This is a genomic window from Streptomyces hiroshimensis, assembly GCF_014650335.1.
GTDB lineage: Bacteria > Actinomycetota > Actinomycetes > Streptomycetales > Streptomycetaceae > Streptomyces > Streptomyces hiroshimensis.
Genome location: NZ_BMUT01000001.1, coordinates 641,355 through 654,803 on the forward strand (window position 1 = coordinate 641,355; position 13,449 = coordinate 654,803).

The following is a 13,449-nucleotide window of genomic DNA, read 5'->3' on the forward strand; positions in this document are numbered from 1 at the left end:
GTGCTCAGGCCTCCGGGATCTCGAACTTCGACGTGCGCGTCATCCCCGCCGCACGGCCCTTGCCCGCGATCACCAGCGCCATCTTGCGGCTGGCCTCGTCGATCATCTCGTCGCCGAGCATCGCCGAGCCCTTCTTGCCGCCGGCCTCGGAGGTGCACCAGTCGTAGGCATCCAGGATCAGCTCGGCGTGGTCGTAGTCCTCCTGCGTGGGCGAGAAGACCTCGTTGGCCGCCTCCACCTGGCCGGGGTGCAGCACCCACTTGCCGTCGAAGCCCAGCGCGGCCGCGCGCCCGGCGACCTCCTTGTAGCCGTCGACGTTCTTGATCTGCAGGTAGGGGCCGTCGATGGCCTGCAGGTCGTGGGCGCGGGCCGCCATCAGGATCCGCATCAGGATGTAGTGGTAGGCGTCCGCCGGGTAGCCGGGCGGCTGCTCGCCGACGACCAGGGACTTCATGTTGATCGAGGCCATGAAGTCGGCCGGGCCGAAGACGATCGTCTCCATGCGCGGCGACGCGGCGGCGATCTCGTCGACGTTGACCAGGCCCTTGGCGTTCTCGATCTGCGCCTCGATGCCGATGCGGCCAACCTCGAAGCCCATGGTCTTCTCGATCTGGGTCAGCAGCAGGTCCAGGGCGACGACCTGCTGGGCGTCCTGGACCTTCGGCAGCATGATGCAGTCGAGGTTGGGGCCCGCGCCCTCGACGACCGTGACGACGTCCCGGTACGTCCAGTGCGTCGTCCAGTCGTTGACGCGGACGACCCGGGTCTTGCCCGTCCAGTCGCCGTTGTTGAGCGCGTCGACGATCGAGTGGCGGGCGCCCTCCTTGGCCAGCGGGGCGCAGGCGTCCTCCAGGTCGAGGAAGACCTGGTCGGCGGGGAGGCCCTGGGCCTTCTCCAGGAAGCGCGGGTTGCTGCCGGGGACCGCGAGGCACGAGCGGCGCGGGCGCAGCCGGTTCACCGGGGCGGGCGTATTCATGCGGGGACCTCCAACGGGTCGAGGTGGTTCGCTTTCCGGATCTCGTCGACGATACGGCCGATGATCTCCGTGATGCCGAAGTCCTTGGGGGTGAAGACCGCGGCGACGCCGGCCGCCCGCAGGGCGGTGGCGTCCGCGGACGGGATGATGCCACCGACGATGACGGGGACGTCGTCGGCCCCCGTGGCGCGCAGCCGCGCCAGCACGTCGGGCACGAGCTCGGCGTGCGATCCGGAGAGGATCGACAGGCCGACGCAGTGCACGTCCTCGGCGACGGCCGCCGAGACGATCTGCTCCGGGGTCAGCCGGATGCCCTGGTAGACCACTTCGAAGCCGGCGTCGCGCGCGCGGACGGCGATCTGCTCGGCGCCGTTGGAGTGGCCGTCCAGGCCGGGTTTGCCGACGAGCAGGCGCAGCTTGCCGCTGCCCAGCTCGTCGGCGGTACGGGCCACCTTGGTGCGGACGGCGGCCAGCGGGGTGCCGGCCTCCGCGGCGACCGCCACGGGGGCGCTGCTGACGCCCGTGGGGGCCCGGAACTCGCCGAAGACGTCGCGCAGGGCCCAGGACCACTCGCCGGTCGTCACGCCCGCGCGGACGCACTCCAGGGTGGCCGCCATCAGGTTCTCCGAGCCCGCGGCCGTCTTCTTCAGGACGGACAGGGCCTCCTGGGCGCGGGCCTCGTCGCGGTCCTCGCGCCAGCGGTGCAGGGCGGCCACCACGCGCGCCTCGTTCGCCGGGTCCACCGTCATGATCGCGGTGTCGAGATCGGCGGTGAGCGGGTTGGGCTCGGTCGACTCGTAGCAGTTGACGCCGACGATCTTCTCCTCGCCGGCCTCGATCCGGGCCCGGCGCTCGGCGTGCGAGGAGACCAGCTGCGACTTCAGGTAGCCGGACTCGACGGCCGCCATCGCGCCGCCCATGCCCTGGATCCGCTCGATCTCCGCCAGGCACTCGGTGACCAGGCCCGACACCTTGGCCTCGATCACGTGCGAGCCCGCGAAGATGTCCTCGTACTCCAGCAGGTCGCTCTCGTGCGCGAGGACCTGCTGGATGCGCAGCGACCACTGCTGGTCCCAGGGCCGGGGCAGGCCCAGCGCCTCGTTCCAGGCCGGCAGCTGCACGGCGCGGGCGCGGGCGTCCTTGGAGAGGGTCACGGCCAGCATCTCCAGGACGATGCGCTGGACGTTGTTCTCCGGCTGGGCCTCGGTCAGACCGAGGGAGTTGACCTGGACGCCGTAGCGGAAGCGGCGCTGCTTGGGGTTCTCGATGCCGTAGCGCTCGCGGGTGACCTGGTCCCAGATGCGGCCGAACGCCCGCATCTTGCACATCTCCTCGACGAACCGGACGCCCGCGTTGACGAAGAAGGAGATCCGGGCCACGACGTCGCCGAACTTCTCCTGCGGCACCTGGCCCGAGTCGCGCACGGCGTCCAGCACCGCGATGGCGGTGGACATCGCGTACGAGATCTCCTGGACCGGAGTGGCCCCCGCCTCCTGCAGGTGGTAGCTGCAGATGTTGATCGGGTTCCACTTCGGGATGTTGTTGACCGTGTACGTGATCATGTCGGTGGTCAGCCGCAGCGACGGCCCCGGCGGGAAGACGTGCGTCCCGCGCGAGAGGTACTCCTTGACGATGTCGTTCTGCGTCGTCCCCTGCAGCCGGGTGATGTCGGCGCCCTGCTCCTCCGCGACCACCTGGTACATGGCCAGCAGCCACATGGCGGTGGCGTTGATGGTCATGGAGGTGTTCATCTGCTCCAGCGGGATGTCCTGGAACAGCCGGCGCATGTCGCCGAGGTGCGCGACCGGCACGCCGACCCGGCCGACCTCGCCGCGGGCGAGGATGTGGTCGGAGTCGTAGCCGGTCTGCGTCGGCAGGTCGAAGGCGACCGAGAGACCGGTCTGGCCCTTGGCGAGGTTGCGCCGGTAGAGCTCGTTGGACGCCTCGGCGGTGGAGTGCCCGGCGTAGGTCCGCATGAGCCAGGGCCGGTCTTTTTGACGCTCAGTCATACGTCTGACTCACACGTTCCGGAAGCGGTTGATGGCGTCGATGTGCTTCGCCCGCATCTCCTCGTCGCGGACCCCCATGCCCTCCTCGGGGGCCAGCGCGAGCACGCCGACCTTGCCCTGGTGGAGGTTGCGGTGCACGTCGTACGCGGCCTGCCCGGTGTCCTCCAGGCGGTACGTCTTCGACAGCGTGGGGTGGATCTTCCCCTTGGCGATCAGGCGGTTGGCCTCCCACGCCTCGCGGTAGTTGGCGAAGTGCGAGCCGACGATCCGCTTCAGCGACATCCACAGGTAGCGGTTGTCGTACTCGTGGTTGTAGCCGGAGGTCGAGGCGCAGGTGACGATCGTGCCGCCCTTGCGGGTGACGTAGACCGAGGCGCCGAAGGTCTCGCGGCCCGGGTGCTCGAAGACGATGTCGACGTCCTCGCCGCCGGTCAGCTCGCGGATGCGCTTGCCGAAGCGCTTCCACTCGCGCGGGTCCTGCTCGTGCTCGCTCTTCCAGAACCGGTAGTCCTCGGCGGAGCGGTCGATGATCGCCTCGGCGCCCATCCGCCGGCAGATCTCCGCCTTCTTGTCGCTGGAGACCACGCAGATGGGGTTGGCGCCGCCGGCGAGCGCGAACTGGGTGGCGTACGAGCCGAGTCCGCCGCTCGCGCCCCAGATCAGGACGTTGTCGCCCTGCTTCATGCCGGCGCCGTTGCGGGAGACGAGCTGGCGGTAGGCGGTGGAGTTGACCAGGCCCGGGGCCGCCGCCTCCTCCCAGCTGAGGTGGCGCGGCTTCGGCATCAGCTGGTTGGACTTCACCAGCGCGATCTCGGCGAGACCGCCGAAGTTGGTCTCGAAGCCCCAGATGCGCTGCTCGGGGTCGAGCATCGTGTCGTCGTGGCCGTCGGCCGACTCCAGCTCCACGGACAGGCAGTGGGCGACGACCTCGTCGCCGGGCTTCCAGGCGTTGACGCCGGGGCCGGTGCGCAGCACGACGCCCGCGAGGTCGGAGCCGATGACGTGGTACGGCAGGTCGTGCCGCTTGGCCAGCGGGGAGAGCTTGCCGTAGCGCTCCAGGAAGGCGAAGGTGGACAGCGGCTCGAAGATCGAGGTCCAGACGGAGTTGTAGTTCACCGAGCTGGCCATGACGGCCACGAGCGCCTCGCCGGGCCCGAGTTCGGGCACCGGCACCTCCTCGACGTGCAGCGACTTGCGCGGGTCCTTCTCGCGGGTGGTCAGGCCCTCGAACATGGCGGCCTCGTCCTTGTGCACGGTCACCGCGCGGTAGGACTCGGGGACGGCCAGGGCTGCGAAGTCCTCGGGCGTGGTGTCCGGCGCGAGGATCGCGTCGAGTATCTGGTTCACGGTATTGCCTCCGGCGAAGCACGTCGGGGAACGGCTTGAGGGAACGTCGGGGGTGGTGCAAGAGGTGGTGCAAGAGTGGTGCAACAGGTGGTGCGAGGCGGTGCCGTCGGTTCGGCGGTGGTGCGGGGCGGTGCCTGGTGCGGTGATGCGGCGCCGGTGGGCGCGCTGGGAGTGCCTGTGACGCAGGCGTCCGGGCGCACAACGTTCTTGTGGGGACAGCCGGCGCACGACTGTTGTCGTCTGCGCGCCGGCCGCCCGGACACCGACAACGTATGGCACCGCGTGCCACACGACAAGACACTCGGTGCCAACAATTTCTCTCAGATGTCATCCGGAAGGCACGTATGAGCAATGAAGGCCGCCCCAAGGGGGCGGCCTTCGTTGGTAAAAGGTAGCTTTTGTCTACTTCTTCTTGAGCGCTTTCTCGATCGCCCGCATGACCTCGTCCAGCGGCGCGTCCGTCCGGGCCACGGTCACCAGCACCTCGCCCTCGGCCCGCGCCGACGCCGCCGGGCCGTCCTCGGCCCGGGCGCGCCCGGCCCCGATGCCCGTGCCGAAGGTCTCCCGCACGATGGCGAACGCGTGGTCGAGCTGGGTCTCCACGTCGCCCTGCCCGCCGCCGCGCAGCCAGCGCCGCAGCACGTGGTTGTGCGCGGTGACGACGGCCGAGGCGGCGACCTCGGCGAGCAGCGGGTCGTCGTCGCCGACGTGGTGGGCGCTCTCGTCGAAGTGGCCCAGCAGGTAGCGGGTGAACAGCCGCTCGTAGCGGGCCACGGAGGCGATCTCGCGCTCGCGCAGCGCCGGCACCTCGCGGGTCAGGCGGTAGCGCTCCACGGAGACGGCGGGGGAGGCCGCGTACATCCGCATGACCTCCTTGATGCCCCGGCAGACGGTGTCGAGGGGGTTCTCGTGCGGCGGGGCCGCGTCCAGCACCCCCGCGGCGCGCACCAGGGTGTCGTCGTGGTCGGGGAAGATGGCCTCTTCCTTGGAGCGGAAGTGGCGGAAGAAGGTCCGGCGGGCGACACCGGCCGCGGCGGCGATCTCGTCGACGGTCGTCGCCTCGTAGCCCTTGGTCGCGAACAACTCCATCGCGGCCGCGGCGAGTTTGCGGCGCATGGTGAGCCGCTGGGCGGCGGCGCGGCGGCTGCCGGCGCTCTCGGTCTCGGGGTGCGGGTCTCTGGTCTCGCGGGGCACTTCTTCGGCCGTGCGCGGGGTGCGGACGGCCTTGGCGGGCTGGGGCATGTGGGGAACGTAACACGCGTCCGTACGGGCGTGCCGGGGCGGACCGGTCCCGGGTTCGAGCAGTCCGCCCCAGCCCACGTCGCGCTCGCGCGCGGTCCGGTCAGGCCTTCGCATACTCGCGGAAGCCGCGGCCCGTCTTGCGCCCCAGGCAGCCCGCCGCCACCAGGTGCTCCAGCAGGGGCGCCGGAGCGAGGCCCGGGTCGCGGAACTCGCGGTGCAGGACCTTCTCGATGGCCAGGGACACATCCAGCCCCACGACGTCGAGCAGCTCGAAGGGGCCCATCGGATAGCCGCCGCCGAGCTTCATGGCCGCGTCGATGTCGTCCGGGCTCGCGTAGTGCTCCTGGACCATCTTCACCGCGTTGTTCAGGTACGGGAACAGCAGGGCGTTGACGATGAACCCGGCCCGGTCGCCGCAGTCCACGGCGTGCTTGCGCACCTTCGCGCAGGCCGCGCGGACCGTGGCGTGCACGTCGTCCGCGGTGAGGACCGTGCGGACGACCTCCACCAGCTTCATCGCCGGCGCCGGGTTGAAGAAGTGCATCCCGATGACGTCCTGCGGGCGCGAGGTGGCGCGGGCCAGGGCGACGACCGGCAGCGAGGAGGTGGTCGTGGCCAGCACCGCGCCCGGCTTGCAGACCTTGTCCAGGGTGGCGAACAGCTCCTGCTTGACCGCGAGGTCCTCCGCCACCGCCTCGATCGCCAGGTCGACGCCGGCGAAGGCGTCCAGCGACCCCGCGGGCGTAACGGCCGCCAGCGCGGCCTCCCGCTCCGCCGCCGTGAGGCGGCCCTTCTCCACCGAGCGCGCGAGCGACTTCGCCACCCGGGCCCGGGCGGCCTCGGCCTTCTCCTGCGAGCGCGCCGCGAGCACGACGCGGTAGCCGGCCTTGGCGAAGACCTCGGCGATGCCGCTCGCCATCGTGCCCGACCCGGCCACGCCGACCGCACGCACCTCGCGCACCGCCGCCGCGGCCCCGTCCCCGCCGGCGCCCGGGGTCTCGGCGTCCGGCACCACCACGGCCGAGTCCGGCCCGTCGTAGGTGTGGAAGCCGCGGCCCGCCTTGCGGCCGGTCAGGCCCGCCTCCGCGAGCTGGCCGAGGACCGGCGCGGGGGCGTGCAGCCGGTCGCGGGAGGCCGCGTACATGGCCTCCAGGACCGTGCGCGCGGTGTCGATGCCGATCAGGTCGAGCAGGGCGAGCGGGCCCATCGGCAGGCCGCAGCCCAGCCGCATCGCGGCGTCGATGTCCTCGCGGGTGGCGTAGCGCGACTCGTACATCGCGGCGGCCTGGTTGAGGTAGCCGAACAGCAGCCCGTCGGCGACGAAGCCGGGCCGGTCGCCGACCGCGACGGGCTCCTTGCCCAGCTCCCGGGCGAGCGCGGTGACGGCCGCGACGGCGGCGGGCGCCGTGAGCACCGACGAGACGACCTCCACCAGCTTCATCGCCGGCGCCGGGTTGAAGAAGTGCATCCCGAGGACGCGCTCGGGGCGGGCCGAGTCCGCGGCCAGCCGCGTCACGGACAGGGCGTTGGTGCCCGTCGCGAGGATCGCCTCCGGGCGCACGATCGCGTCCAGGGCGGTGAACACCTCGTGCTTGACGGCGTAGTCCTCCGGCACGACCTCGATCACCAGGTCGGCGGCGGCCGCGGCCTTGAGGTCCGTGGCCGTGCGGAAGCGGGCGAGCGCCTCCCGCCGCTCGTCCTCCGTGATGCGCTCGCGGCGCACCGCGCGGGCGGTGGCGTTCTCCAGCGCGCGCACGGCGTGCGCCGCCGCGGCCTCGGAGACGTCGATGCCGGTGACCTCGCGGCCGGCCCGGACGAGGGCTTCGGCGATGCCGGTGCCCATGGTGCCGAGGCCGACGACGGCGACGGTCTGCAAGGGGGACGGGGAGGGGAGGGACGGCTCAGGGGTGGACGTACGGTCCATCGCGAGACTCCAGAAGGTGTTCCCCGGGCGCGGGGATGCATCGGTCGGTTGCCGGTGCAGGCGGGCGGCCCCTGCGGGCCGCTGCGGCTGCGGGATTTTCCGGGTGCGGTATTTCCGGGTACGGGTAAGGGGCGACCACGGAAAGGGAGTTGTGCGACCGGCAGGCCCTGTCCCGGGGCCGTGCCGTACTCGACGGGCCGAACCGACGAACCGACGTCGAAAGCAGCGGGCGGCTGCGTCACCAGGCCGCCCGAGCGGGGGTGCCGCTCTTGCCGGGAGATTAACTCACGGGTAACCAAGAGCGCCAGGGGCGGGGGCGGCGACTTACGATGTGGCGCAGGCCACTCGGGAGGAGAAGTTGGCAGTGACAGGAGCCGAGAGGGCAGAAGAGGAATTCCGTGCGCTGGTGAAACGGGTGCGGGCCGAACTGGGCACGTCGGCCGAGTTCTCGGAGTTCGAGCGGCTCCTCGCGCTCGTCCGCTCGCGCGAGGGCGGGCCGCCCGCCCGGCGCGCCCGGCGGGACGAGCTCGCCGAGATCCTGGTCGCCCCCGAACGGCCGCTGTGGGCCCGCGAGATCGCCGCCTTCGTCCTGGGGGCGGAGGGCGACCGGCGGGCCTTCGAGACCCTGATCCTGCTCCTCAACTACCGCGAGCCGGTGCGCTGTGCCACCGCCGCCTTCGTCCTCGCCCGCCTCGGCGACCCCCGCACGGCCCGCGCGGCCGCGGCCCTCGCCACCAACCCGCTGCGCACCGCCTACGCCCTGCACCCCGTCCGCCTGCTGACCGAGCTGCGCGCCCCCGAGTCCGTCCCCGCCCTGCTGGCCACGCTCGAACGGCTGCTGGCGGCCCGCGACCACTGCTGGCCGATCGCCCGCGCCTGCGTGGAGGGCCTGGGCACCCTGGGGGACCGGCGTGCGGAGGACGCGCTGGTGGCGGCCCGCGGGCACGAGCGGCTGCGGGCGGCGGCGCACGAGGCGCTGGAGCGGCTCACGTGACGGGAGGGGCGTGGCGTATCACGTGACGGGGAGGGGCATGGCGTAGCGCACCTCGGGTACGGAGACGCCGGCCACTTCGTACGGCTGCTCGGATCCGTCCGGTACGAAACCGGCGTGCGTGTAGAAGGCGCGTGCACGGTGGTTGCCCTCCAGCACCCACAGCAGCATCCGGCGGAAGCCGCGCGCGGCCGCGCCCTCGGTCACGGCCGTGCACAGGGCGCGGCCGGCTCCGGTGCCGATGAGGTCCGGCCGTACGTAGAGGGCGTACAGCTCCCCGTCCCCGTCGGTGGCGTCGGCGTCCCGGCAGGGCCCGTAGCAGGCCCATCCGGCGACGCCGTCCGCCGACTCGGCGACCAGGTTCACCCGCTGCAGCCCGCCGTTCAGCCGGAAGAGCCTCCGGTGCCGCGCGGCGTCCTCGGCGGCGTCCATGGCATCGAGGTGGCCCTGCGGTACGAGCCCCGCGTAGGCGGTCCGCCAGCCGCCCACCCGGATCTCGGCCACGGCGTCGATGTCGTCCTCGGTCATCGTCCGTATGCGCACCATGGCCGTACGCTAGCGGACTTCACAGCAGGGTCAGCTGGGTCGCCTGCGGAGGTGCCTGCGGGGGCGCCTGCGGGGGCGCCGCTTCCGCCTCCGGCGCTTCGGAGCCCCGCGTTCCGGAGACGCGGCGGTGCTCTCCGGGGCCCGCGGGGCCTATGCCGAACTCCGCGGCGTATTCGTGGACTTGGCGGATGATGCGCCGCTGGTACCACTTCGGGGCGTAGGAGCCGCCCGCGTACATCGTCTCGTAGCGCCGCACCAGGTGCGGGTGGTGGCGGGCCAGCCACGCCGTGAACCACTCGCGGGCGCCGGGGCGCAGGTGGAGGGCGAGCGGGGTGACCGAGGTCGCGCCGGAGGCGGCGACGGCGCGCACCGTGGCCCGCAGCTGCTCGGGGGAGTCGCCCAGGAACGGGATGACCGGGGCCATCAGGACGCCGCAGGCGATGCCGTGGCCGGTGAGCGTCCGGACGGCGTCGAGCCGCCGCCCGGGCGAGGGGGTGCCCGGTTCGACCGTGTGCCACAGCTCGCGGTCGAGGAAGCCGACGGAGACCGACACCCCGACGTCGGTGACGGCGGCGGCCTCGCGCAGCAGCTCCAGGTCGCGCAGGATCAGCGTCCCCTTGGTGAGGATCGAGAACGGGTTCGCGCGGTCGCGCAGCGCGGTGATGATGCCGGGCATCAGGCGGTAGCGGCCTTCGGCGCGCTGGTAGCAGTCGACGTTGGTGCCCATGGCGATGTGCTCGCCGCGCCAGCGCGGGGCGGCCAGCTCGCGGCGCAGCGCCTCGGGGGCGTTGACCTTCACGACGATCTGGGAGTCGAAGCCGAGGCCGGTGTCGAGGTCGAGATAGCTGTGGGTCTTGCGGGCGAAGCAGTACACGCACGCGTGCGTGCAGCCACGGTAGGGGTTCACCGTCCACTCGAAGGGCATCCGGGAGGCGCCCGGCACCCGGTTGACGATCGATTTCGCCCGGACCTCGTGGAAGGTGACCCCGCGGAACTCGGGGGTGTCGAGGGTGCGCGTGACCACGTCCGTGCCGAAGAGCGCGCCCGGGCCGTCGTCGGCGCCTTCGCCGCCGAGGCTGGACCAGCGCATGGCACCTCCTTCGCATTGTTCGTTCGAATGTTCGATCCCTCTCGTCGAGATTAGAACACATGTTCGCGCCGGGCGAGAGGGCCCGGATTTGGGCGGGTGTGGCGTTGGTGGTTGGCTGTGCCGCGTAGCAGGTACGTCAAGCACAGCGTTTTCACGAAGTCCCGGAGGGCAAGCCATGGGCCAGGTCGAGGCCACGACGGAGCGGATCATCGCGGCGGACCCGGAGGAGGTGTTCGACGCTCTGGCGGACTACACCGGCACCCGGGCCAAGCTGCTGCCCGAGCACTTCAGCGAGTACGAGGTGCGCGAGGGCGGGGACGGCGAGGGCACCCTGGTGCACTGGAAGCTCCAGGCCACCAGCAAGCGCGTCCGCGACTGTCTGCTGGAGGTCGCCGAGCCCACCACCGGGCAGCTGGTCGAGAAGGACCGCAACTCCTCCATGGTCACCACCTGGACCGTCACCCCCGCCGGTGAGGGCAAGGCCCGGGTCGTCGTCTCCACCGTGTGGAACGGCGCGGGCGGCATCGGCGGCTTCTTCGAGCGCACCTTCGCCCCCAAGGGCCTCGGCCGCATCTACGACGCCGTCCTCGCCAAGCTGGCCGCGGAGACGGAGAAGTGACGGAGGAGTAGCGCGCGCACGGCCGAGAGGCAGTCGGTGGAAGCCCGGACCGGTCGCGGTCCGGGCTTCACCGTTTCGGGTGGTTTCCCCGGCGCCGCGGTGGGCCTTCGTATGCCTCCGACCGGCGCAAAAGCCCCACAGATGGCCTCTCGGGTCAATCCCCTCGGTTGCCCGCCGTTGTCGCGAAATGCGAGAAAAGGGCGGCGATAGCAGGTGCTACGAGGGGAGCGGTACGTGGGCGGGACCACCTTGGTACAGAGCGACGGGCCGGCGGCGCCTGCGCCCGCCCTGCTCGCGCCCGAGACCGCCCCCGTATCCGCGGCGCCGCCCGAACCCGCCGCCGACCGGGGGCGGTTGGGCGTCGCCCTCGCCGGTCTGCTGCTCGCGCTGTTCCTCGCCGCGCTCGACCAGACCGTCGTCGCCACCGCCCTCCCGACGATCGCCGGAGACCTCCACGGAGCCGGCCGGGCCACCTGGATCATCACGGTCTACCTGCTCGGCTCGGCCGTGGCCGTCCCCGTGCACGGCCGGCTCGGCGAGACCGCCGGCCGCAAGGGCGTCTTCGCCTTCGCCGTCGTCCTCCTCGTCGCCGGCTCCGCCCTCGCGGCCCGGGCCCAGACCATGGACCAGCTCCTCGTCTTCCGCGCCCTCCAGGGCATCGGCGGCGGCGGCGTGCTCACCGGCGTCCACGCGATCATCGCCGACCTGGCACCCGCCCGCGGGCGCGGCCGCCGCCTCGGCGCGGCCGCCGCCGTCTTCGGACTCGCCTCCCTCGCCGGACCGCCCCTCGGCGGCCTCCTCACCGACCACGCCTCCTGGCGCTGGTGCTTCCACCTCAACGTCCCCCTCGGCCTGCTCGCCCTCCTCGCGGTCACCTTCGGGCTGCGGCTCCCCCGGCCCGTGCGGCGGGCGCGCTTCGACACCCTCGGCGCGCTGCTCCTCGCCGCCTTCTCGGTCTGCGCCGTGCTGCTGGCCGACCGGGCCGGGGCCGCGGCCGGCTGGCACTCGCGCGTCGTCCTCGGATTCGCCGCGGCCGCCCTCGGCACCGCGCTGCTCTTCGTCGTCGTCGAACACCTCGCCGCCGACCCCCTCGTCCCGCCCCGCCTCTTCCGCGACCGCGCCTTCCTCGTCTCCGCCGCCCTCGGCGCGGGCACCGGCGCGGCCCTCTTCGGCGCCGTCGGCTGTCTGCCCACCTTCCTGCAGACGGCCGACGGCGCAGGCGCCGTCCGTGCGGGGCTGCTCGTGCTGCCCCTGACGGCCGGTGCCGTCCTCGGCTCCCTCCTCAGCGGGCAGTTCGCCCGGCGCACCGGCCGCTGCCGCCTCTTCGCCGCCGCCGGCTGCGCCGCGGCCGCCTGCGGTGCGTACGCGCTCTCCCACCTCGGCACCGGCACCACCTGGCCCGCCTACGCCCTCTGGACGGCGGCCCTCGGCGCCGGCACCGGGCTCGCCCTGCCGGCCCTCGCCCGCGCCGTGCAGAACTCCGTGCCCGCGGCGGACCTCGCCGCCGCGGGCAACGCCACCACGTGCGCACGGCAGCTGGGCGGCGCGCTCGCCACGGCCGTCCTCGGCGCCCTCCTCGCCCACCGGCTCGGCGGCGGGCCGGGCGGGAGCGGCGGTGTGCCGGGCGGGAGCGGCGTGGCGCCGGTCCCGCACTCGCTCACCCCGCGGCTGCTCCGCGCCCTGCCCGCCGAGCTGCGCAGCGGCTACGTGCGCGCCTACGCGGACGCCATGCCGCGGATCTTTCTCTACCTCGTACCCGTCCTCGTCCTGGGCCTTTTACTCGCCTTCCTGCTGAAGGAGAAACCGCCGGTGTCCCAAAACCTCGCAGAAGCCCCCGTCATCCCCTCCGCGCGGACCGCACCGCCCGAGGAGGAACCCCCCTTCGTCGCAGGCATCCCCGTCACCGGAGTCGTCCAGCACCACGACGGCACCACCGTCCCCCGGGCCGCCCTCACCCTGATCGACAGCGGGGGCCGGCAGGTCGGGCGCGGTGCGACCGGCGAGGACGGGCGGTACGCGCTCAGCACCCCCGGAACCGGCTCCTACGTCCTCATCGCGGCCGCGGGCGGGCACCAGCCGCAGGCCGTCACCGTCACCGTCGGCGAACGACCCGTCGAGCTCGACGTCGTGCTCGGCGGTGCGGGGCGCCTCGCCGGCACCGTGCTGACCGCCGACGGCTCGCCCGTGCGGGACGCGCTCGTCACCCTCACCAACGTGCACGGCGAGGTCGTCGCCTCCACCCGCACCGGGCGCGACGGCGGCTACGACATCGGCGAGCTCATCGCCGGCGAGTACACCCTCGCGGGCAGCGCGCCGGTCTTCCGGCCCGCCGCGCTGCCGGTGACCGTCCAGTCCTGCCGCGAGACCCGCCAGGACATCGAGCTCGCCGGCGGGGCCGTCCTGCGCGGCGTCGTCCGGGCGGGCGGCGGCCGACTGGTCGAGGACGCCCGCGTCACCCTCCTGGACGCCGCGGGCAACGTCGTCGACACGGCGACGACCGGGCCCGACGGGGCGTTCCGCTTCGTCGACCTGTCGGCGGGCGAGTACACCGTCATCGCCGCGGGGTACCCGCCGGTGGCCACGGTCCTCCAGGTGGCCGGCGGAGGCCGCACGGAACGCGACCTCCAACTCGGCCACGCGGACTAGCCGTCCGGCTGGGTTCGGGGCATCCCCGGCGCGGGGTGCGGCGGCGCCGCGGCGGGACG

Annotated in this window: 10 protein-coding genes; 3 read left to right on the forward strand and 7 right to left on the reverse strand. The window is 72.9% G+C overall.

The genetic code is table 11. The features are described 5' to 3' along the window. Window positions 1–4 precede the first annotated feature (4 nt). The 5 genes from IE241_RS02625 to IE241_RS02645 all read right to left on the reverse strand — a co-directional run bounded on the left by IE241_RS02625 (window position 5) and on the right by IE241_RS02645 (window position 7,498). Window positions 5–976 (reverse strand): HpcH/HpaI aldolase/citrate lyase family protein, encoded by a 972-nt coding sequence (locus tag IE241_RS02625; protein WP_190019905.1) that lies wholly within the window; start codon window positions 974–976, stop codon window positions 5–7. Further along, window positions 973–2,985, reverse strand: a complete 2,013-nt coding sequence (locus IE241_RS02630; protein WP_190019906.1) for an ethylmalonyl-CoA mutase — start codon at window positions 2,983–2,985, stop codon at window positions 973–975. The genes IE241_RS02625 and IE241_RS02630 overlap by 4 nt, the downstream gene beginning before the upstream one ends. A gap of 9 nt (window positions 2,986–2,994) precedes the next feature. Next, on the reverse strand, window positions 2,995–4,332 hold the full coding sequence (gene ccrA / locus IE241_RS02635; protein ID WP_190019907.1) for a crotonyl-CoA carboxylase/reductase: 1,338 nt from the start codon (window positions 4,330–4,332) through the stop codon (window positions 2,995–2,997). A 402-nt stretch (window positions 4,333–4,734) separates the two neighbouring features. Next, on the reverse strand, window positions 4,735–5,574 hold the full coding sequence (locus IE241_RS02640; RefSeq protein WP_190019908.1) for a TetR family transcriptional regulator: 840 nt from the start codon (window positions 5,572–5,574) through the stop codon (window positions 4,735–4,737). Between the two features lie 100 nt (window positions 5,575–5,674). After that, window positions 5,675–7,498 (reverse strand): 3-hydroxyacyl-CoA dehydrogenase family protein, encoded by a 1,824-nt coding sequence (locus IE241_RS02645; protein ID WP_190019909.1) that lies wholly within the window; start codon window positions 7,496–7,498, stop codon window positions 5,675–5,677. 364 nt (window positions 7,499–7,862) lie between these two features. Between IE241_RS02645 and IE241_RS02650 the strand changes: the two genes are divergently transcribed. Continuing rightward, window positions 7,863–8,492: a HEAT repeat domain-containing protein gene (locus IE241_RS02650; RefSeq protein ID WP_190019910.1), complete on the forward strand. Its 630-nt coding sequence runs from the start codon at window positions 7,863–7,865 to the stop codon at window positions 8,490–8,492. Between the two features lie 18 nt (window positions 8,493–8,510). Here the strand turns inward: IE241_RS02650 and IE241_RS02655 are convergent, their stop codons facing one another. Both IE241_RS02655 and IE241_RS02660 read right to left on the reverse strand, forming a co-directional pair. Beyond that, window positions 8,511–9,035, reverse strand: a complete 525-nt coding sequence (locus IE241_RS02655; protein ID WP_229898698.1) for a GNAT family N-acetyltransferase — start codon at window positions 9,033–9,035, stop codon at window positions 8,511–8,513. 19 nt (window positions 9,036–9,054) lie between these two features. After that, on the reverse strand, window positions 9,055–10,125 hold the full coding sequence (locus IE241_RS02660) for an Rv2578c family radical SAM protein (protein ID WP_190019911.1): 1,071 nt from the start codon (window positions 10,123–10,125) through the stop codon (window positions 9,055–9,057). Between the two features lie 175 nt (window positions 10,126–10,300). Between IE241_RS02660 and IE241_RS02665 the strand changes: the two genes are divergently transcribed. Together IE241_RS02665 and IE241_RS02670 are read left to right on the forward strand one after the other, a co-directional pair. Further along, window positions 10,301–10,744 carry an SRPBCC family protein gene (locus tag IE241_RS02665; protein WP_179084922.1) on the forward strand — a complete coding sequence of 148 codons (444 nt, stop codon included), beginning with the start codon at window positions 10,301–10,303 and terminating at the stop codon, window positions 10,742–10,744. A gap of 234 nt (window positions 10,745–10,978) precedes the next feature. Next, window positions 10,979–13,390 carry an MFS transporter gene (locus IE241_RS02670; RefSeq protein ID WP_190019912.1) on the forward strand — a complete coding sequence of 804 codons (2,412 nt, stop codon included), beginning with the start codon at window positions 10,979–10,981 and terminating at the stop codon, window positions 13,388–13,390. Window positions 13,391–13,449: the final 59 nt, after the last annotated feature.